Source organism: Streptomyces sp. NPDC002690 (assembly GCF_053592415.1).
Map to the genome: position 1 here is coordinate 26,303 of NZ_JBSFVR010000022.1, position 19,324 is coordinate 45,626.

A 19,324-nucleotide genomic window follows, 5' to 3' on the forward strand; every position below is an offset into this window, starting at 1 on the left:
CCCTACGACTCACGACGGACAGTCGCGTGCGCAACGGAGTGGCGGGCGGGCGCTCGGGGCGCCGCGCACGCCCCCGGGGCCGGGAGGTGGCCGGAACCGACCGTGGCGGGGCGGTCCGGGGCGGCCGTAGGGTACGCCGATGGACGTCGGGGGGTCGGGGCAGGTCGCGAAACCGGCCCCGGAACGAAGTCGGATGACGCGATCCGCGCTGTACACGGGCTCGGCGACGGTGTGCCTGCTGCTGGCGGTCGCCGTGCGCCCGAGCGGTCTGCTGATACTCGTCCTCGGTCAGGTGGTCCCCGGGTGGGCGACGGGCGCGGCCCTGATCCTCGGGTCCGTCGTCCTGCGGCGTGCCGGTGCGGCGAGGCGCCCGCCGGACCGCGACCGGGCGGCTCCGCGCCGTGCGGCGCTCGCGCGGTACCCGCGCGTCACGCTGATGGTGCTCGGCGGCTGGCTGTGCGTCTTCGGGGCGCTGACCGACCTCGTCGCGCACTACGAGGTCCTGCACCCCGCAGGTCCGGACGGCTGCACGGCCGTCGTACGGGCGACGTCGTTCCTCTACGCCACCCAGGGCGAGCTGTACGTGGTGGGCCGGACCGGCACGGCCTGGAAGACCTCGGCGTCGTGGTCGGCCGGCAACGGCAACCGCGCCATCTCGTACGAGCTGCGGTGGACCGGGGACAGAGGCACCCTCGCGGTCGGCGGCATCGACGCCGCTCCGGGCACGGACGGTCTGGTGCGCTTCGACTGCGGCTGACGCGTTCCGGTGGGCCGGTCCCGCGTACGCCTCCTCCGCGTAGGTACCCGAATCCGTCCACGCACCGGTCCCGTACGCACGGACCCCAGGACGTTCCGAGGAACGTCCCGGGGTCCCGGTGGTGCTCGGTACGGCGCCCGGCCGGCCTCTCAGCCGTCCGAGGCGATGGCGGCGAGGACGTTCATCCGCCCGGCCCGGAAGGCCGGTACGAGGGCGGCGAACAGGCCGACGAAGGCGGAGGCGATGAAGACGCCGATGATCGTCGGCCACGGGATCTCCAGCGCGTTCAGCCCTTCCAGCGCGAGGAGTCGCTGGGCGGAGGCGCCCCATCCCATGCCGAGGCCGAGGCCGAGCAGGGCGCCGAAGAGGGCGATGACCACCGACTCCAGGCGGATCATCCGGCGCAGCTGCCGGCGGGAGAGGCCGATGGCCCTCAACAGGCCGATCTCCCGGGTGCGTTCGACGACGGAGAGGGCGAGGGTGTTCACCACGCCGAGCACCGCGACGACGATGGCGAGCGCGAGCAGGCCGTAGACGATGTTGAGCAGTTGGCCCACCTGGTCCTGGAGGTCCTCCTTGTAGTCGGCCTGGTTGCGGGGCTGGTAGACCGGGTACGGCGCGAGTGCCTTCTTCAGCGCCGCGTAGGCCGTCTTCTCCTGGCCGTCCTGCGCCTGGGCGAACATCAGCAGGCTGTCGGGGAGTTGGTCGGCGGCGATGTGCTTGGCGGCGGTGGCGCGGCTGATGTACCTCGCTCCGCCGTCGATGCTGGTGTCGTCGGACATGACGGCGGCCACCGTGAGCTTCGCGGTACCGCCGGCCTTGAACGCCACGTCGAGGGTGTCGCCGACCTTGACGTGGTGCTTCTTCGCGTAGTCCTCGCCGACGGCGACGGCGTCCTCGGCGTAGGCGGCGGCGAGGTCGCCGGAGAGGACCTCGCGGTGCACGTCCTGCTGGTAGCTGGAGTCGGCGGCGACCAGGCCGTCGTCGTCCTTGCCGCCGTCGGGGGAGGTCAGGGTGGCGTTGAGGTAGGTGTAGTGGGTGACGTGCGCCAGGCCGGGCACGGCCTCGATGGCCTTGGCGGCCTGGGGCACGATCGGCTGGCCGTCTGCGGTCTGCACGATGAAGTCCGCGCCCACCGACTTGTCGAGCTCGTCGCTGACGGAGGCGACCATGGACGCGCCGACGACCGAGAGGCAGGCCACCAGGGCGAGGCCGATCATCAGGGCCGCGCCGGTGGCTCCGGTGCGGCGCGGGTTGCGCAGGGCGTTGCGTTCGGCCATGCGGCCGACCGGGCCGAAGAACCGGAGCAGGACCGCGCTGAGCGCCCGTACGACGACTCCGGCGAGGAGCGGGCCGATCACGATGAACCCGAGGAGGGTGAGGACCACGCCCACGCCGAGCAGGAGCGATCCGGCGCTCGCCCCGTCGGCGCTCGCCGTGCCCCAGAGGGCCGCCGCACCGGCGCCGGTGAGGACGATGCCGAGGACGGCGCGGACGCGTCCGGCCTGGCCGTCGGCGGGGGTGCCGGCGTCCCGCAGGGCGGCCATCGGCGACACCTTCCCGGCGCGGCGGGCGGGTACGTATGCGGCGAGCACCGTGACGACGATGCCGAGCACGAGGCCGACGACGGGGGTGGTCCAGGCGACGGTCAGGTCGTCGGTGGACAGCTCCATGCCGATGGCGCCCATCAGCTGCATGAGGCCGACCGCGAGCCCGACGCCCGCCGCGACGCCGAGGACCGAGCCGACGATGCCGAGCAGGAAGGCTTCGACGAGTACGGAGCGGTTGACCTGGCGGCGGCTGGAGCCGATGGCGCGCATCAGGCCGAGTTCGCGGGTGCGCTGGGCGACCAGCATGGAGAAGGTGTTGACGATGAGGAAGATGCCGACGAGGAAGGCGATTCCGGCGAAGCCGAGCATCGCGTACTTCATCACGTCGAGGAAGGACCCCATGGAGTCCTTGCCGTCCTCGGCCGATTCGGCCTGCGTCTTCAGGGTGTAGAGAGAGGTGTCGCCGAGCGCCGCCGCCACGTTGGACTTCAACTCGGCGTCGGAGACGCCGGTTTCGGCCGTGACGCTGATCATGCTGAACGAGTCGGGACGACCGAGCAGCTTCGTCTGAGCGGTCTCGGTGTCGAAGTAGACGACCGCCGCACCGGGGTTGGTGACGGTGAACTCGGCGATACCGACGATCTTCGCCCTGAGGTCACCGGCCGAGGTGATGGTGCGCAGTTCGTCGCCGAGCTTCAGGCCGTGCTTGTCGGCGGTGCCCGAGTCGATCATCATCTCGGTGGGTCCGCGCGGCGCGTGGCCCGAGCTGATCTTCATCGAACGCAGGTCGTTGCGCGTCCAGTTGCCCGCGATGGTCGGGGCGCCGGTCTCCGGGCTGAGGTTCTTGTCGTGACTGTCGACGAGCGTCACCTGGAGGGTGGAGACCTGGCCCTCGACGTCCTTGACGCCCTCGGCCTTCTCGACCTGCGCGAGGAGCGAGGCCGGCATGGTCTCCGGCTTGCCGTAGTCCGGTACGGCGTCGGACTCCTCGGCCGACTTGAGGCCGACCGAGACGTCCGGCGCGGAGACGGTGAAGAGCTTGTCGAAGGTCGTGTTCATGGTGTCGGTGAAGACGAGGGTGCCGCAGACGAAGGCCACCGACAGCAGGACGGCGACGGCCGAGAGGGCCATCCGCCCCTTGTGCGCGAGGAAGTTGCGCAGCGAGGTCCTGAAGACGGTCATGACGTCCGCCCACGGGTGTCGAAGTTCTTCATGCGGTCGAGGACCTGGTCGGCCGTGGGGTTGCGCATCTCGTCGACGATCTTGCCGTCCGCGAGGTAGAGCACCCGGTCCGCGTAGGAGGCGGCGACCGGGTCGTGGGTGACCATGACGATGGTCTGGCCAAGCTGGTCCACGGAGGTGCGGAGGAACGAGAGCACCTCGGCGCCGGCCCGCGAGTCGAGGTTTCCGGTCGGCTCGTCGCCGAAGATGATCTCGGGCCGGGCGGCGAGCGCGCGGGCGACCGCGACACGCTGCTGCTGGCCGCCGGAGAGCTGCGTCGGGCGGTGCTTCAGTCGGTCCGCGAGGCCCACGGTCTCCACGACCTGCCGGAGCCAGTCGGCATCGGGCTTGCGGCCCGCGATGTCCATCGGCAGCGTGATGTTCTCCAGCGCGTTCAGCGTCGGCAGCAGGTTGAACGCCTGGAAGATGAACCCGATGCGGTCGCGGCGGAGTTGGGTGAGCTTCTTGTCCTTGAGGCCGGTGATCATCGTCTCGTGGAGGAAGATCTCACCGGAGGTCACCGTGTCGAGTCCGGCCAGGCAGTGCATCAGCGTCGACTTGCCGGAGCCCGAGGGGCCCATGATCGCGGTGAACTCGCCGCGTGCGATGTCGACATCGACGTGGTCGAGGGCGACGACCCGGGTCTCGCCGGTGCCGTACGCCTTCACCACCTGACGTGCTCGTGCTGCCACGGCAGTCCGTTCTCCGGCGCCCCCGTGCCTGGGATTGGTCACAGCCGTCGTCACGATTCACTCCTCCGGGGTTGGGCGTACACCGCCCTGCGAACACGGTGGACCCCCCGTCCACCGTCACCGGCCGCACTCCGCGACCTGATGAATACGCTAGGGAATGACGTGGCCCGATCACGTCGTCCACGGGGAGGACCGTCCCCTTGGGCGCTGGGGGGAGGTTCCCCTAGGGGTTCGAGGAAACCGCCTCGTCCTGGAGACGGTGGGGGTAACCCCCCGGTCGCCCGTCGGCCGTCGCCCGGGGCAACAGGAGCGGTGTGGCCAGGATGAGCAGCCCCGCGACCGTGAGGGCGGTGCGCGGGCCGGTGAGGTCGGCGAGCAGCCCGGCGAGTGCGGTGAGAACGGCGATGGACGCCTGCTGGCCGATCGACCAGGCCGTCAGGGTGCGGGCGACGAGATGCCCGGGGGTGTGTTCGAGCCGGTAGGTGGCGAGCACCGGGCCGTACAGGCTCATGTGGACGATGATGGCCAGCTCGACGGCCATCACGGTGACGAGGCCGACGACGCCGGGACCGACGAAGGCCAGGCCGATCAGCCAGACGGCACGCAGGGTGCCGACGATCCGGAAGACCCGGTGCCGGCCGAGGCGGTCCACGACACGGCGGGCCAGCCGGGAGCCGATGAGGCCGCCGAGGCAGGGGGCGGCGAAGGCGAGGGCGTACTGCCAGGGCGGGAAACCGAGTTGGCGAAGGAGGAGTACGGCCAGCAGCGGCTCGGTGGCCATGATCAGTCCGGCGACGCACACCTGGTTGAGGTAGAGGGGCCGCAGCACGGAGTGGCCCATGATGTGCCGCCAGCCGTCGAGCAGTGCGCCCGCCCGGAGCGGGCTCGCGCCGGTCGTTCGCGGTGCGTCTTCCCGGCCGCGGATCGCGGTGATGCCCCCTGCGGAGAGCAGGTAGCTGAGCGCGTCCGCCACCACGGTGGTGACCGGCCCGAACAGGCCGATCGCCGCCCCGCCGAGCGGCGGCCCGACCGCGATGGAGCTCCAGTTCGTGGATTCGAACCGCGCGTTGGCGACGAGCAGGTCGTCCGGCCGGACGAGGGACTTGAGGTAGGCGCCGCTCGACGCGTTGAAGGCGATCTTGGCCGCGGCGACCACGGCCGAGACCACGAACAGCTGCACCAGACCGAGCCGTCCGAAGGCGTGGGCGAGGGGGATCGTCGCCATGGCCGCGAACCGGACCAGGTCCATGATGATCATGACCGGGCGTTTGCGCCGGAACTCCACCCACGGCGCGAGCGGCACGGCGATCAGCGCGCCCACCGCCGGCCCGACCGCGGACAGCGCGGACACCTCGGCGGGGCCGGCGTGCAACACCAGTACGGCGATCAGTGGCAATGCCCCGAATCCGAGCCCGGACCCGTACGCGCTCACCGCGTAGGACGCCCAGAGCCAGCCGAACGGCCGGCCCAACCGTCTCCTGCCCATGCCCCACGCTCCCCTTGAGGTCCCGGTCGAACAAATCGACGTTGATCCCCAAGAGACAATCGGGCGCGACCATCGCAGGTCAAACAACCGGTCGCCTGGACATTCACAACCATCGGTTGTCTCAGGAAGCCCCAGGAGTGGGTTGGCTCTAGGGTGGGTCGGCGTGGACCTCGAAGCAGTACGCACCTTCGTCGCCGTCACGGAAGCGGGCCAGTTCCGACAGGCCGCCACCGACCTTTCGATCACCCAGCAGGCCGTCTCCAAACGCATCGCCGCGCTGGAGCGCACCCTCGGCGTGCGCTTGTTCACCCGGGCCCCCCGTGGCGCCGAACTCACCATCGACGGGCGGGCGTTCCTGCCCCACGCGCGCGAGCTGCTGAGGGTCGCCGAGCGTGCGAGCGCGTCCGTGCGCCCCGGCCACCGGCCGCTGCGCGTCGACGTGATCGCCTCGCGCAGCGCACAGTCGGGCCTGATGCGCGACTTCCACCGCGCGCACCCCGGCATCGAGCTCGACGTGATCATGCTGTTCGACATCGAGACGGCCGTCGCCGCCATCCGGTCCGGCGCGATCGACGCGTCCTTCCGTGCCGTCGCCGCGCCCGGCCGCCCCCTTCCCGAGGACATCGCCTCCGTCCGGGTCCTCGACGAGCCGCTCCAGCTCCTCACCGGCCCCGCCCACGTGCTGGCGGACGCCCGGTCCGTGACCGTCGCCCAGCTCACCGGGCACCGGATCTGGATGCCCGGGATCACCCCCGGTACGGAGTGGGCCGCCTACTACGACGACCTCGTCGCCGAGTTCGGCCTCACCATCGAGGCGACCGGCCCCAACTTCGGCTCCGACGCCCTCCTCGACACCGTCGCCGACACCCCGGCCCTGGCCACCTTCATGGGCGAGCACTCCCGCCTCATCTGGCCCGCCGGCCACGGTCTGCGCCGCATCCCGGTAACCGGTCCGACGCCCGTCTACCCGCACTCGCTCCTCTGGCACCGCGACAATCCCCATCCGGCACTGGACACCCTCCGCACCCACCTCGCCACCACGACGGCCGGCCACGGCGCCGCCGGGACCTGGGTACCGGACTGGGTGCTTCCGCGCTGAAGACCCCCGTGCACGAGGACACCCGCCGCAGAGCGCGGCGCCCCCCGTACCGAACGGAATGAGACAGTGGTCCCCGGCAGATACGTGCAGGGGGAAGGAATATCTGTGGGCGTCCCGAGCAACCCGGACGGCACCGACGCGGGCCGCGACCCCGCCACCGCCCCGGAGCCGGCGGCGTCGCCGAATCCCCCGGTGCCCCGGGCCGTCGTCGCGGCGCTGATGGTGGCGATGGCGCTGGCCGCCGTGGACGGCACGATCGTCTCCACGGCGGTGCCGCAGATCGTCGGCGACCTCGGCGGGTTCGCGGTGTTCTCATGGCTGTTCTCCGGCTATCTGCTGGCGGTGACCGTCACCCTGCCGGTGTACGGGAAACTCTCCGACACCTTCGGCCGCAAGCCCGTGCTGGTGGCCGGAATCGCGCTGTTCGCGGTGGGTTCGCTGCTCTGCGCGTCCGCGTGGAACATGACGGCGCTGATCGCCTTCCGGGTCGTCCAGGGTCTGGGCGGCGGGGCGCTCCAGGGCACGGTGCAGACCATCGCGGCCGATCTCTTCCCGCTCAAGGAGCGTCCGAAGATCCAGGCCAAGATATCGACGGTCTGGGCGACTTCGTCCGTGGCGGGGCCCGCGATCGGCGGTCTGCTCGCCACGTACGCGGACTGGCGCTGGATCTTCCTGGTGAACCTGCCGGTCGGCGCCCTGGCGCTCTGGCTGGTGGTACGCCACTTCCACGAACCGTCCCGCCCGCGCCCCGCCACGGCGACCCGCATCGACTGGGCGGGCGCGCTCGGCATCTTCGCCTCCACCGCCCTGCTGCTGACCGCCCTCGTCCAGGGCGGGGTCGCCTGGGACTGGTTCTCGGCGCCGTCACTGACCCTGTTCGGGGCGAGTGTGCTGCTCGCCGCGCTGACGGTCACGGTGGAGCGGCGCGCGGTCGACCCGATCGTGCCGGGGTGGGTGTGGCGGCGGCGCCCGATCGCGGCGGTCAACCTGGCGCTGGGCGCGATGGGGCTGCTGATGGTGGCGCCGACCGTCTTCCTGCCGACGTACGCGCAGTCGGTGCTCGGGCTCGGGGCGATCCCGGCCGGCTTCGTGCTCTCGGTGATGACGCTGAGCTGGCCGGTGGCGGCGGCCCTGTCGAACCGGGTGTACGGACGGATCGGGTTCCGCTTCACCGCGATGATCGGCATGGGCGGCGCGCTGCTGGTGCTGCTCGCGTTCCCGGCGCTCCCCTATCCGGGGGCGGTGTGGCAGCCGGTCCTGATCATGCTGCTCCTCGGTGCCTCGCTCGGGCTCTTCCAGCTCCCGCTGATCGTGGGCGTGCAGTCGACGGTGGGGTGGGCCGAGCGCGGTACGACGACGGCCTCCGTCCTCTTCTGCCGCCAGCTCGGCCAGTCACTGGGCGCCGCCCTCTTCGGCGCCGTCGCCAACGCGACCCTGGCGGCCCGGCTCGACGGCGCCGCCGCCGCAGGACTCCCCGGCGACCTGGACTCCGTCTCGCACGCGCTGGAGGACCCGGGCGCGCTGACGGCCCGCGCGGCCGACACCCTGCGGCGGGCGGTGGACGCGGCGGTCGACCATGTGTACCTGGGCGCGGCGGCGGCGGCCGCCCTGGCCCTGCTCGTCCTCCTGGTGGTGGCCCCGAAGCGGTTCCCGGTGGTCGCCGAGGAGCCGGCCCGGGGCACGGGCGGAAGCTGAGAAGCGGGCCGACCTCGCCCGCCCCGGCCCGGCCGCACCTCGCATGCCCCGGCCGCACCTCGCACGCCCCGGCCGTTCGTCGCGCGTTCCGGCCGCACCTCGCACGCCCCGGCCGTTCGTCGCGCATTCCGCCGAGCCGCGCAAGGTCGCCAACTGGCCTATTTGCAGCGGCACTTCGGCCATTCTTCGCCAACCGCTCGCTACCCGTGAGTAACGTCGCCACGATGCCACCAGCAGTCCCGTCCGCGTGCCTTGCAGTCCCCCTCGTACCGGCTCATGCAAGGAGCAGCACCGCCCATGTCTCACGCGCAACCCGAGCCCCGCGAGCCCCTTGAGCTCCCTCCGCCGCCGCCACCGTTCCAGCGCGACTATCTGCTCCCCTGGCAGAGCTCCCCGCCGCCGCAGCCCCTGGTGCCGCGTTTCCCGGCCGCGTCGGGCACCCGCTCGCAGGCGCCGGGCCGCCACCGCGACCTGCGGCGACTGCGGACCTCGTACCGGATGCTGCGCCGGGTCTCGACGGTCACGGCGCTGGGCTACTTCACCGCACTCCTGGTGCTCTCCGCGTACGCCCCCGGGCTGATGGTCCGGGACGTCGGTGTCGGCGGCCTCAACCTCGGACTGCTGCTCGCACTCGCCCAACTGCCCATCGCCCTGCTGGCCGTGGTGCTCTACGAGCGCACCGCGCGGCGCACCGTGGACCCGCTCGCCGCCGAGCTGCGCCAACGCGCGCGCCGCACCGACTCCGGTGTCCGGCCGAGCAGTTGGGGAACCGGCCGATGACCGGATTCGACGAGTCCGCGCAGGCGACGTCCCTCGTGGTGTTCATCGCGGTGGCCACGATCGTGCTGCTGCTCTGCGTACTGGCCGGCCCCGACCGGGACAACCTGGAGGAGTTCTACACCGGGTACAGCAATCTCGCACCGCTCCGCAACGGCCTTGCCATCGCCGGGGATTACCTCTCCGCCGCCACCGTCCTCAGCACCACCGGCGTCATCGCGCTCACCGGCTACGACGGGCTGGTCCTCGTGCTGAGCACGGTCCTCTCGCTCATGCTGCTGATGTTCCTTCTGGCCGAACCCCTGCGCAACGCGGGCCGGTTCACCCTGGGGGACGTACTCTCCCGCCGCTCCCCCGGGCGCGCGGTGCGGATCACCGCCTGTACGGTCACGCTCGTCGCCCTCGTACCGTTCATGGCGGTCCAACTGGCGGGCAGCGGGAACCTCCTGGCGTTCATCCTGGGCTTCGACAGCTCCGGATTCCGCACCGGCGCGATCGCCGCCGTGGGCGCGGTGATGATCAGCTACGCGGCGATCGGCGGGATGCGCTCCACCGCACTGATCCAGATCATGAAGACGGTGACCCTCGTCGGGGCGGGACTGCTCATCTCCGTACTGATCCTGGACCGTTTCCAGTGGGACACCGGTGCGCTGCTCACCGCCGCCGCGCGGCGCAGTGGGGCCGGGGACGCGTATCTGCGGGCGGGGCTCCAGTACGGGGGCGACGACCTCGACATGATCAGCTCGGAGCTCACCGTGGTGCTGGGCGCGGCCTGTCTGCCGCACATCATCATGCGGATGTCCGCCGTCAAGAGCGCCCGGGCGGTGCGGCGTTCGCTGTCGTGGGCGGTGTCGGCGGTGGCCCTCGTCTGCGTGCTCCTCACCGTGATCGGGTTCGGTGCCGCCGCCCTCGTCGGCCACCGCGCCGTCTCGGCGGGCGGCAGCCAGGGCAGCAGCGCGATACTCCAGGTGACCAGCGTGGTCGCGGGCGGTGGGCGCACCGGGGCGCTGATCGCCACGACGATGACCACGGCGATCTTCCTGACCCTGCTCGCCTCGGTCGCGGGGATGACCCTCGCCTGTGCCAACTCCCTCGCCCACGACCTCTTCGCACACGGTCTGGCCCGCGAGGACCGGCCCGCCCCCGCTCCTCGTACCGAGATCATGACCGCCCAGGGCGCGGCGATCGGCGTGGGCATCCTCGCGACGGTGCTCGCGGTCGTGGCCCGGCACTGGAACGTGCAGGCGCTGGCGATCTTCTCGTTCTGCGTCGGCGCCTCGGCACTGGCTCCGGCGCTCGTCTACAGCCTGTTCTGGCGGCGGTTCACGCGTACCGGCCTGCTCTGCACCCTGATCGTGGGCACCACCGGGGTGGTGGTGCTGATGTCGGGCACCAACCTGATCACCGGGACCCCGGGGGCGGTTTTCCCGGACGTGGACGCGAACTGGTTCCCGTACACGACGACCGGGCTGGTCTCGATCCCGGTCGGCTTCCTCGCGGGCTGGCTGGGTACGGTCCTCGGCCGCCGCCCCGCCGCCGAGGAGCGGCGCCGTTACGAGCAGGTCGAGCCGTGGATCCTGGCGGGCGCGCCCCCGGCGACACGGCGCTGACGGGCGGCTCCGTCTGCCGCCGGGGCCGGGCCGGGGTCAGAGGGTGTCGAAGTCGGGGAGGGTGAGCGAGCCGTCGGCGGCGAGCGTGAACCCCGGGTTGTGCGCGATCTCCCAGGCGTGGCCGTCCGGGTCGACGAACGCCCCCGCGTATCCGCCGTAGAACGTCGTGGCGGCGGGCCGGGTGACGGTGGCACCCGCGGCCTCGGCCGTGGCCAGGAGTTCGTCGACCTCCTTCGGCGAGCGGACGTTGTGCGCGAGCGCGATCCCGCCGAAACCCGACGGGCGGGTGTCTTCGAGGCCGCAGTCCCGCGCGAGCTTCTCGCGGTCCCAGAGGACGAACGCGAGGCCACCCGCCTGGTGGAAGACGGTGTCCTGCACCGTCTGCCCCTCCCAGCCCAGTGACTCGTAGAACGACCGCGCGCGGGCGAGGTCGGCGACACCCAACGTGACCAGACTGATGCGCTGTTCCATGGGCGCCACCGTATCGCGACCGTTCGCGCCACGGCTGTCGTCGGCCCGGCGCGTGCCCCGTCGGTCAGGCGGCCGTCACGGTTCCGGGGAGCCGTACGGTGGCGACGAGCCCGCCCCCGGGGCGGGCCGCGAGACCGAGGCTCCCGTCGTGGGCGCGGACGACGCTCCGCACGAGGGCGAGCCCGAGGCCGACGCCCGCGTGCTGCTCGTCGGTGCGTACCCGCTCCGAACCGCGCCGGAAGGGTTCGGTGAGGGTCGGCACCAGGTCGGCGGGGAGCTGGGGGCCGGTGTTCTCCACCCGCAACACGCCCGCGCGCTGCCCGTACCCGGTGTGGACGGTGACGGTGCCGCCGGTGGGGAGGTTGTGGACCACGGCGTTCTGGACAAGGTTGGTCACGACCCGCAGCAGGAGCGTCGCGGAGCCGGAGACGTGCGCGGGCCCGCCGGTGACGTCGAGCGTGATCCCGCGCTGTTCGGCGAGCGGCAGCAGCGTTTCGGCGGCCTCCTCGGCGAGGAGGGAGAGGTCGACGGACTCGCGGGTGAAGTCCCTGCGGTCGCCCCGGCTGAGCAGCAGGAGGGCCTCGGTGAGGTCGATCGCCCGGGTGTTGACCGTGTGAAGGCGTTCGACGAGTTCCCGCCGGTCCCACGTGGGGTCGGTGCGCGCGACGTCGAGGAGCGCCTTCGAGACGGCCAGCGGGGTACGCAGTTCGTGCGAGGCGTTCGCGGCGAACCGCTGCTGCTCGCCGACGTGGGACTCCAGCTGTTCGAGCATGGTGTCGAAGGCGTCGGCGAGTTCGCGGAACTCGTCCCGGCGGCCTTCCAAGGCGATCCGGTGGGAGAGCGAGCCCTGCCCGGCGGTCCGTGCGGCGGCGGTGATCCGGGTGAGCGGCGCGAGCATCCTTCCGGCCAGGAACCAGCCCCCCAGCAGGCCGAAGACCAGCAGGAAGGCAAGGGCCGAGGCGGCTGCCGGCGCGAAGACGTGCAGGACGACGTTCCGGTTGGGGTTGATCCCGAGCAGGCCCTGGTCGTTGTCGGGGAGGTAGCGCAGCACGTACCCCCACACCACGGCCAACAGGATCGCACCGGCGAGGAGGATGAATCCGGCGTAGCTGAGGGTGAGTCTCAGCCGGGCGCTGAGCCCCGGTGGTCTACGCACCGGTACGGCTGGGGTCGGCCGCCTCGGAGCCGCCGGTGTCGATGCGGTAGCCGACGCCGGGCACGGTGGCGATGAGCCAGGGTTCCCCGAGCCGTTTGCGCAGCGCGGAGACGGTGATGCGGACGGCGTTGGTGAAGGGGTCGGCGTTCTCGTCCCAGGCCCGCCGCAGCAGCTCCTCGGCGCTGATGACCCCGCCCTCGGCGGCGACCAGCACTTCGAGCACCGCGAACTGTTTCCGGGTGAGCGCGACGTGGCGCCCGTCGCGGTGGACCTCCCGGCGGAAGGGGTCGAGCCGGAGGCCCGCGATCTCGCTGACCGGGGGCCGGGCGTGGGCGCGCCTGCGGTCGAGCGCCCTGAGCCGCAGCACCAGCTCCCGGAGCTCGAACGGCTTGGTCAGGTAGTCGTCGGCCCCGAGCCCGAACCCGGAGGCCTTGTCGTCGATCCGGTCGGCGGCGGTGAGCATGAGGATCGGGGTGCCGCTGCCGGAGGCGACGATCTGCCGGGCGACCTCGTCGCCGGACGGGCCGGGGATGTCCCGGTCGAGGACCGCGAGGTCGTAGGAGTTGACGCTCAGCAACTCCAGGGCGGCGTCCCCGTCACCGGCGATGTCGGCGGCGATCGCCTCCAGCCGGAGGCCGTCGCGGACGGCCTCGGCGAGGTAGGGCTCGTCCTCCACGATCAGCACACGCATGCCTGAAGCCTACGGTCCGCATCGTCGGCCCCGGCGGGGCGGGACGCCGGGCGGTCCGGGCGCCCGGTTCGGCGGTCCGGTCGCGATGTCAGTGGCGCGTGGGAGAGTCGCCCCCGTGATCAGCGACACCGAGGACGGATCGAGGGCCCGGATGGCGGCAGAGGGCGAGCCGTCCACGTCTGCCGGCGACACGTCTGCCGGCAACACGTCTGCCAGTGACACGTCTGCCAGTGACACGTCTGCTGGCGACACGACCGTCCGCGACACGACCGTCCCCGACACGACCGCGGACGGGGCCGCGATCGGTGGCGCAGCGTCCGCGCGGGGCGACGGGGAGCGGGCGGGGGACCGCCCGCGGCTCCCCCGTTCCTATCTCTGGTGGCTCGTCGGCATCCTGATCTCGCTGGTGGGCAACTCCGTCCTCTACTTCGCGCTCGGCTGGGCCGCGGGCGCGCACGGCGGCAGGGTCGCGGGCCTGGCCCTGAGCGCGATCACCCTCCCCCGGGTCCTGCTCCTCCTCGTCGGGGGCGCGGTCGGCGACCGGGTCAGTGCGCGGCGCGTCCTGATCACCGGCGACGCGGCGATGCTGGCTTTCACGCTCGTGCTGGCGGCGGTCGCCTTCCATCTGGGCACTCCGCCGTGGCTGCTGATCGCGACGGGCGTGGCGATCGGTGTCGTCGACGCCTTCTACCTCCCCGCCTCGGGGTCGATGCCGCGCAGGCTGGTGGACGAGGCGCGGCTGCCGAGGGCGTTGTCCCTGCGCCAGGTCGGCGGCCAGGTGATCGCCATGGGCGGCGGGCCGCTGGGCGGCGCGCTCGTCGGGCTCGCCGGGCTGGCCGGTGCGGCCCTGGTCGACGCCGGTACCTTCGCCCTCACCCTGGTCGTCCTGCTGGCCGTCCGCCCGCGTCGCACCCCGGTCGGACCGCCGGCCGCCGCTGCCACCGCTGCCACCGCTGCCACCGCTGCCACCGGCGGCATCCTCAGGGAGGCCGTGGACGGTGTACGGGTCGCCTTCGCCCATCCGGTACTCCGCCCGGGGCTCTGCCTCACCGGATGCGCGGCCGGTTTCCTGCTGCCCGTGCTGTCGCTCCTGCTGCCCCTGCTCGCGCGGGAGCGGGAGTGGGGCGCGAGCGGCGCGGGTCTGGTGGTCGGGGCGCAGGGCGTGGGCATGGTGGCCGTCACTCTGGCGGTGGTGGGACGCGGCCCGCTGGGACGACCGGGCCTGCTGTCGGCCCTCGCGCTCATGGTGGCCGGTACGGGGGTGCTGGGTCTGGTCCTCGCGCCCGGCGTGCCTGCGGCGGTGGCCGCCGGGCTGCTCGTCGGAGCCGGTAACGGCCTGTTCTCCGCGCACATCGGGCCGCTGATCCTGGCATCCGCGCCGGAGAGCCACCTGTCCCGGGTGCAGGCGGTCCTCGTCCTCGTACAGAGCCTGGCCCTGCTGCTCATGAACAACGTGTTCGGCACGGGGGTCGACTTCGCGGGCGCCGGGGCCGTACTCGTCGCCGCCGGAACCCTGTTGGTCTGCGTGGGGCTCGCGGGTCTGTCCTCCGCGGCGCTCCGCGACGACCGCACGGGGCTGCCGGACCGCTGAGCACCGCCTCGGTCAGAAGCCGCCGGTACGGCCGGTGCGCGCCCACCGGCGCCGGGACGCCAGCCCGGCCAGTACGGCTCCGGCGGTGTTGACCAGTACGTCGTCCACGGAGGACACCCGGTCCAGCCGCAGGACGTACTGCAAGGTCTCCACCAGCACCGAGCAGCCCGCCCCGAGGGCCAGGACGCGCGGTACGGATGCCAGCACCGCCCACCGCGTCGGGGCGAAGAACCCCAGCGACGCGAAGACCAGCAGGTTGCCCGCGATCCCCAGCGCTCCCATGGTGGCGAGGTCCCGAAGGGGCACCAGGCTGAAGCGGCCGGGGACCTGCCCGGCCATGGCGCCCGGCATCATCGTCAGCCACAGGAACGGCACCGTCCCGTGGACCATGCCCACCTCGGCGAGCGACTTCCGCCACGCCCCCTGGACCCCGGCGGCTTTCCGGCGCCACGCCAGGGCCCACGCGACCAGCACGGCCAGCGGCAGCAGGACCAGCGTCATCAGCACCACGCCGTTGAACGTGTCGAAGCAGCCGTGCCACGCGAAGGCCATGCACCTGCGCGCGGGCATCAGGAGCATCCTCCGCAGCATGAACGCGCCGCCGGCGAAACCGAGGACCGCCAGGCAGAGCGGCACGATCCCACCCGCCCGGCGACGGGGCGGAGTTGTGGGCGGGGCGGAGAGGGATGCGGGGTGGGTCATGCTGCCAGGGAACACGGCGGACTGTTGCCGCGGCGTATGCGGTTTTCGATACGCCGGCGATACGCGGAACCCGGGCCGGTGCTCCGCCGCCCGCACGAGGCGGGCGGCGGAGCACGCCCCTGGCCACGGCCTACGCCGCGTCCAGCACCGCCTGAGCGGGGAGTCCGCCGTTCTCCTCGCAGTGCAGTTCCTTCGCCAGGCCCAGGGCGAGGGAGTGCGCCACGGTCGCGTACGCGTCCTTCAACGCCTCGGCGTCGCCCTCGGGTTCTTCCAGCGTGTCCCGGCGCTCCACGTCGATCAGGATGTGGCGGAGGGCGGTGGCGGTCACCTTGTCGCTCTCGCAGCCGAACTGGAGCAGAGCACTGTTCGTCGCGGTCACAGCCATCTCCCCCATCTTCAGCACGGTGAACTTCGAGGCCGTGTCGCCGGTCGCGGTGCCGTCGACCAGCTTCCAGGTGATCCTGAGCTCGACCTCCGGTGTGCCGACCGGCGTGTGGATGCGGCAGAGGTCCGAGTCGGGAACGACGCCCGGGGCTCCCGCGTCCACGGCCGCCGCGGCCTTCGCCAGGGTGTAGTCCTTCCCCGACGCCTCGAACCGCGACTCTCCCGTGATCACTTCCAGCGCCTTCGCCGCTTCGGTGGACACCGCGCCACCGCCGCCGCAGAGTTCCGTCCCCGCGACGGCCTTGTCGGCCGCTTTGTCGGCCGCCTTGCCGGGCTCGTCGTCCTCTCCCCCGCACGCGGTGGCCCCGAGGACCAGCGAGCCGACCACTGCCGCGGCGAGGAGGCCCTCGCGCACCGCCTTACGACTGATCACCATCAACATCCTTCATGTGTCCTCGGCCGTGCCACGGCCTCAGTCGGTCTCGGGGTCGTTGCCCTGCTGGTTCTCCCGGTCGTTGCCGACCCCGTAGCCGAGGAGCATCGATTCCTCCAGGTCCTGCCTGAACGTGCTGGTCTCGGCCACACCGTTGTGGTTCAGGAACTCCTGCACCGGGGACTCGGCCATGCTCTCACCGGCGGAGTAGATCTTGGTCTTCTCCTCCCGGGTGAGGTCGTCCAGCTTGTCGGCGTTCGCGTCCACCGAGTTGTCGGAGACGTCGCCGACCACCTGGCCGATGACCTGCTCGACGGCACCGCTGGCGGTGTCGGTGGCCAGCGGGATGAGTACGGCGGCGGCGCCCACGGCCGCGGTCGCGGGCAGGAACGCGACGCCCGCGGCGACGCCCGCCACGGCCCCGAACTCGACCCAGCCGGACCGCTTGGCGACCGCCTTCTCGTACTCCTCGTGGGTCTTGAGGTTGGTCGCCTCCACCTGGTCGGCCCTGGACTGGTCGAGCATGCCCTGCACCTCGGCACCCACGCGCACGGTCGCCCTGGCGGCACCCTCGTCGATCTTCCCGTCCGCGCCCACCGTCCCTTCCAGCGCGCTGCGGGTGTAGACCTGCTCAGCGGTCGAGACCGTGGCGTAGGCGTCCGGGTGCTGGCCGAGGGTGCTCAGGAAGCCCCGGGTGATGCTCCGCCCGTTCCCGTCGGCCGTGTCCGAGAAGTTGAGGTGTCCCTCCGGGTTGCTGCCCGGCGCGAAGACACTGTTCGGGTCGTTCTTGTCGAGCGCCCAGTTGATGTCGTCGATGTAGCCGGCGCCCATGGTCCCCAGGCTGTCGGCCATCGCCGCGTTGTCCTTGAGCAGACCGGCGTCCGCCCCGTACTTCTCGATGACCTGCTGCATGACGTTGACATTGTCCGCGTCCCGCACCACGCCACCGTCCGGCTGCCCGTCGGGATAGCCGAGGGTCGCCGCTTCCAGGGCGTGCCCGAGGGCGTCGGGCATCTGGTCGAGCGAGCCCTTGAGCTCCTTCTCGTCCAGGGTGTTGACGTCGCCGAAGGACTCCCACTTCTCGTTGCCGAAGAAGTCGAGGTAGTTGTCGATCCCCTTGCCCAGGTCCGCCTTGGCGCCGTGGTTGACCGTGCCGTCCTCGTTGTACGCGGTCGGCGGGTCCGCGAAGAACTTCTTCGCGGCGTCCGGGCTGTTGCCCAGCGCTTCCAGCATGGCGGTGGCCGGATCGTAACCGGCGCCGTTCACACCGGAGGGGTTGAACGGGTTCTTGAACGGGCTGTTCACCACCTTGTTGTCGGCGAACATGTACGGGTCCTTCTGGTGCAGCTGCGCCACGTGTTCGGCGATCGGGTTGAGGAACTTCGCGTCGTAGTTCCCGTACCGCATGATTCCGCCGAGCAGCTGGTAACCGTAGGGCCCGTTGTAGTCGTTCTTCGCCAGCGGAATGCGCTCCGTGCCCAACTTGCGGAGCTCCGGGCCCCACTTGTCGGTGAACTCCTTGTCGTGGGAGGCGCTCGCCAGGTTGAGGCCGAGGTTCTTCTGAAGCTCCTGGACGTCCTTGAGGCGCTCCGGGTCGAGCTTCATGCCGTCGTACGTGTCCGTGGAGAGCTGGCCGAAGAACGCGAGCGACTTCTCGGGCCCGAGCTTCTCGTAGAAGTCCTTGGAGAACTCGACCGACGAACTGTTGTCCTTCAACAGCTCGTTGAGCTGCTGGAGTTCGGTGTGCGTGAGGTCTCTGCCCTTGGCTGCCAGGGCGGCGGCCCGGGCGGCCTCCTCCTGGTCCAGCTTCGTGTACGTCGGGGCGTTGAAGTCCTTGCGGTCGGTGACGTTGGCCGCGAGGGAGTTCTTGAAGGAGAGATCGGCGTCGTTGCAGTTGTCGACGATGAGGTCGATCCTCTTCTGCCACGACTCGATGTTCTTCCTCTCCTCCTGGAGCATCTCGGGGTAGTCGGGGTCGTGACGTGCCGCGTTGCTCTCGGACAGCGGGCTCTGCGCCGTGACCTTGCCGTGGCCGTCCACCCGGACACGGGCCGCGGGCCCCTCGTGGTCCCGGATGTTGATCAGGTCGTCCTTGGCCTTCTTGATGGTGTTGTAGCCGTCCTCAAGGACCAGCTTCACACCCTTGGCCTCGGCAGCCGCGTCCGTGAACTCCTTGGCCGTCTTGTCGATGAACGCCCTGGTGACCCCGGCGTTGACGCCCTCCCAGGCAGCGCCGTCCGCTTTGGACTTCATTCCGTCCGTGGCTTCGGTGGCGAGCTTCTCCAGCTTTCCCGCCATTTCCGTCCAGTCGTCGACGGCCGTTTTCAGTTTCGCCACCGGGGCGTCGACTATGTCCTCGTACTTCAGCATGTGCGCGCTCCCCCGAGCCCTAGTTCATGTATTCCGTGAGCGCGGATATCTGCGTCAGATCTCCGTTGATCTTCACCTCGTCCTTGGCGTTCTGGGCCTTGGTGTAGTCGAGGTGGTTCGAAATCTGCGCACAGGAATCCAGCAACGTCTTCAGATGGATCTGCCAGTTGTCGTGCACCTTCTGCACGGCCGCACCGCAACTGAAGTTCCCGCTGGTCAGCGCCGTCGCGGCATCCTGCGTGGAGGTGCGGGCGATATTGCCCTCCTTCGCCAGCCGGTCCCGCAGGTGATAGGCGTCATTTCCGATGGCCCCGAGATCGTCCCGGTTGACCACCAGATCTCCGCCGCCACCAGAGCCGCCGTCCGCCGGGATGCTGTTGAGCCGCATCGCCGTCCGCTGGGCGGCTGCCGCGCGCAATCCGGCCCATTCCTCTTCGAACGTCACGAATTCCCCCACTTTCGTCCGAGCGGGCCGCTTCGCCCTGTTCGAGCAGCCACCGTTCCGCTCACCGTATCGCTTGCCTCTTCGGTGGCGGCCGGTGCGATCCGCATCGAATGCCGTTCGCCAAGGCCCGGCACCGGGGGTCAGTCGCGCACGGCTCCGCCCGGACGTTCGGCGGCACGGGCCCCGGACGCCCG

The 19,324-nt window shown here is 71.4% G+C and carries 16 protein-coding genes; 6 read left to right on the top strand and 10 right to left on the bottom strand.

Going from position 1 to position 19,324, the window contains the following annotated elements; translation table 11 throughout:
• The first annotated feature begins 193 nt into the window (after window positions 1-193).
• Window positions 194-757, top strand: a complete 564-nt coding sequence (locus ACWD3D_RS05520) for a hypothetical protein (protein WP_451459618.1) — start codon at window positions 194-196, stop codon at window positions 755-757.
• Between the two features lie 149 nt (window positions 758-906).
• On the opposite strand, the gene ACWD3D_RS05525 is transcribed toward ACWD3D_RS05520, so the two are convergent.
• From ACWD3D_RS05525 to ACWD3D_RS05535, 3 genes are all read right to left on the bottom strand, one after another.
• Window positions 907-3,489 carry an ABC transporter permease gene (locus ACWD3D_RS05525; protein ID WP_451459619.1) on the bottom strand — a complete coding sequence of 861 codons (2,583 nt, stop codon included), beginning with the start codon at window positions 3,487-3,489 and terminating at the stop codon, window positions 907-909.
• A complete protein-coding gene (locus ACWD3D_RS05530) occupies window positions 3,486-4,274 on the bottom strand; it encodes an ABC transporter ATP-binding protein (protein ID WP_451459620.1) in 789 nt (262 codons plus the stop codon). The genes ACWD3D_RS05525 and ACWD3D_RS05530 overlap by 4 nt, the downstream gene beginning before the upstream one ends.
• 169 nt (window positions 4,275-4,443) lie before the next feature.
• Window positions 4,444-5,706: an MFS transporter gene (locus ACWD3D_RS05535; protein WP_451459621.1), complete on the bottom strand. Its 1,263-nt coding sequence runs from the start codon at window positions 5,704-5,706 to the stop codon at window positions 4,444-4,446.
• Between the two features lie 163 nt (window positions 5,707-5,869).
• On the opposite strand from ACWD3D_RS05535, the gene ACWD3D_RS05540 reads away from it, so the two are divergent.
• From ACWD3D_RS05540 to ACWD3D_RS05555, 4 genes are all read left to right on the top strand, one after another.
• Window positions 5,870-6,805 (top strand): LysR family transcriptional regulator, encoded by a 936-nt coding sequence (locus ACWD3D_RS05540; RefSeq protein WP_451459622.1) that lies wholly within the window; start codon window positions 5,870-5,872, stop codon window positions 6,803-6,805.
• A gap of 219 nt (window positions 6,806-7,024) precedes the next feature.
• Window positions 7,025-8,500, top strand: coding sequence for an MFS transporter (locus ACWD3D_RS05545; protein WP_451459633.1), 1,476 nt, complete (start codon window positions 7,025-7,027; stop codon window positions 8,498-8,500).
• A gap of 297 nt (window positions 8,501-8,797) precedes the next feature.
• Complete coding sequence (locus ACWD3D_RS05550) at window positions 8,798-9,280, top strand: DUF485 domain-containing protein (RefSeq protein WP_451459623.1); 483 nt, start codon at window positions 8,798-8,800, stop codon at window positions 9,278-9,280.
• Window positions 9,277-10,887, top strand: a complete 1,611-nt coding sequence (locus ACWD3D_RS05555; RefSeq protein ID WP_451459624.1) for a sodium/solute symporter — start codon at window positions 9,277-9,279, stop codon at window positions 10,885-10,887. Before ACWD3D_RS05550 ends, ACWD3D_RS05555 begins: the two co-directional genes overlap by 4 nt.
• A gap of 36 nt (window positions 10,888-10,923) precedes the next feature.
• Here the strand turns inward: ACWD3D_RS05555 and ACWD3D_RS05560 are convergent, their stop codons facing one another.
• From ACWD3D_RS05560 to ACWD3D_RS05570, 3 genes are all read right to left on the bottom strand, one after another.
• On the bottom strand, window positions 10,924-11,358 hold the full coding sequence (locus ACWD3D_RS05560) for a VOC family protein (protein WP_451459625.1): 435 nt from the start codon (window positions 11,356-11,358) through the stop codon (window positions 10,924-10,926).
• 64 nt (window positions 11,359-11,422) lie between these two features.
• Complete coding sequence (locus ACWD3D_RS05565; protein ID WP_451459626.1) at window positions 11,423-12,514, bottom strand: sensor histidine kinase; 1,092 nt, start codon at window positions 12,512-12,514, stop codon at window positions 11,423-11,425.
• Window positions 12,507-13,205 carry a response regulator transcription factor gene (locus tag ACWD3D_RS05570; protein ID WP_451459627.1) on the bottom strand — a complete coding sequence of 233 codons (699 nt, stop codon included), beginning with the start codon at window positions 13,203-13,205 and terminating at the stop codon, window positions 12,507-12,509. Before ACWD3D_RS05570 ends, ACWD3D_RS05565 begins: the two co-directional genes overlap by 8 nt.
• 115 nt (window positions 13,206-13,320) lie before the next feature.
• On the opposite strand from ACWD3D_RS05570, the gene ACWD3D_RS05575 reads away from it, so the two are divergent.
• A complete protein-coding gene (locus tag ACWD3D_RS05575; RefSeq protein ID WP_451459628.1) occupies window positions 13,321-14,796 on the top strand; it encodes an MFS transporter in 1,476 nt (491 codons plus the stop codon).
• 12 nt (window positions 14,797-14,808) lie between these two features.
• Here ACWD3D_RS05575 and ACWD3D_RS05580 read toward each other — a convergent pair whose 3' ends face one another.
• From ACWD3D_RS05580 to ACWD3D_RS05595, 4 genes are all read right to left on the bottom strand, one after another.
• Complete coding sequence (locus ACWD3D_RS05580; RefSeq protein WP_451459629.1) at window positions 14,809-15,498, bottom strand: VanZ family protein; 690 nt, start codon at window positions 15,496-15,498, stop codon at window positions 14,809-14,811.
• Between the two features lie 130 nt (window positions 15,499-15,628).
• Window positions 15,629-16,318: a hypothetical protein gene (locus tag ACWD3D_RS05585; protein WP_451459630.1), complete on the bottom strand. Its 690-nt coding sequence runs from the start codon at window positions 16,316-16,318 to the stop codon at window positions 15,629-15,631.
• 36 nt (window positions 16,319-16,354) lie between these two features.
• A complete protein-coding gene (locus ACWD3D_RS05590) occupies window positions 16,355-18,685 on the bottom strand; it encodes a hypothetical protein (protein WP_451459631.1) in 2,331 nt (776 codons plus the stop codon).
• A 19-nt stretch (window positions 18,686-18,704) separates the two neighbouring features.
• The gene (locus tag ACWD3D_RS05595) at window positions 18,705-19,130 is read right to left on the bottom strand and encodes a hypothetical protein (protein ID WP_451459632.1); all 426 of its coding nucleotides are present in this window, start codon (window positions 19,128-19,130) and stop codon (window positions 18,705-18,707) included.
• Window positions 19,131-19,324 lie beyond the last annotated feature (194 nt).

Bases quoted from the DNA above. Each gene is read 5' to 3' on its own strand.
- ACWD3D_RS05590 (WP_451459631.1), bottom strand. From the start codon at position 18,685: ATGCTGAAGTACGAGGACATAGTCGACGCCCCGGTGGCGAAACTGAAA.
- ACWD3D_RS05550 (WP_451459623.1), top strand. From the start codon at position 8,798: ATGTCTCACGCGCAACCCGAGCCCCGCGAGCCCCTTGAGCTCCCTCCG.
- ACWD3D_RS05580 (WP_451459629.1), bottom strand. From the start codon at position 15,498: ATGACCCACCCCGCATCCCTCTCCGCCCCGCCCACAACTCCGCCCCGT.
- ACWD3D_RS05585 (WP_451459630.1), bottom strand. From the start codon at position 16,318: ATGGTGATCAGTCGTAAGGCGGTGCGCGAGGGCCTCCTCGCCGCGGCA.
- ACWD3D_RS05545 (WP_451459633.1), top strand. From the start codon at position 7,025: ATGGTGGCGATGGCGCTGGCCGCCGTGGACGGCACGATCGTCTCCACG.
- ACWD3D_RS05525 (WP_451459619.1), bottom strand. From the start codon at position 3,489: ATGACCGTCTTCAGGACCTCGCTGCGCAACTTCCTCGCGCACAAGGGG.
- ACWD3D_RS05560 (WP_451459625.1), bottom strand. From the start codon at position 11,358: ATGGAACAGCGCATCAGTCTGGTCACGTTGGGTGTCGCCGACCTCGCC.
- ACWD3D_RS05555 (WP_451459624.1), top strand. From the start codon at position 9,277: ATGACCGGATTCGACGAGTCCGCGCAGGCGACGTCCCTCGTGGTGTTC.
- ACWD3D_RS05520 (WP_451459618.1), top strand. From the start codon at position 194: ATGACGCGATCCGCGCTGTACACGGGCTCGGCGACGGTGTGCCTGCTG.
- ACWD3D_RS05535 (WP_451459621.1), bottom strand. From the start codon at position 5,706: ATGGGCAGGAGACGGTTGGGCCGGCCGTTCGGCTGGCTCTGGGCGTCC.
- ACWD3D_RS05570 (WP_451459627.1), bottom strand. From the start codon at position 13,205: ATGCGTGTGCTGATCGTGGAGGACGAGCCCTACCTCGCCGAGGCCGTC.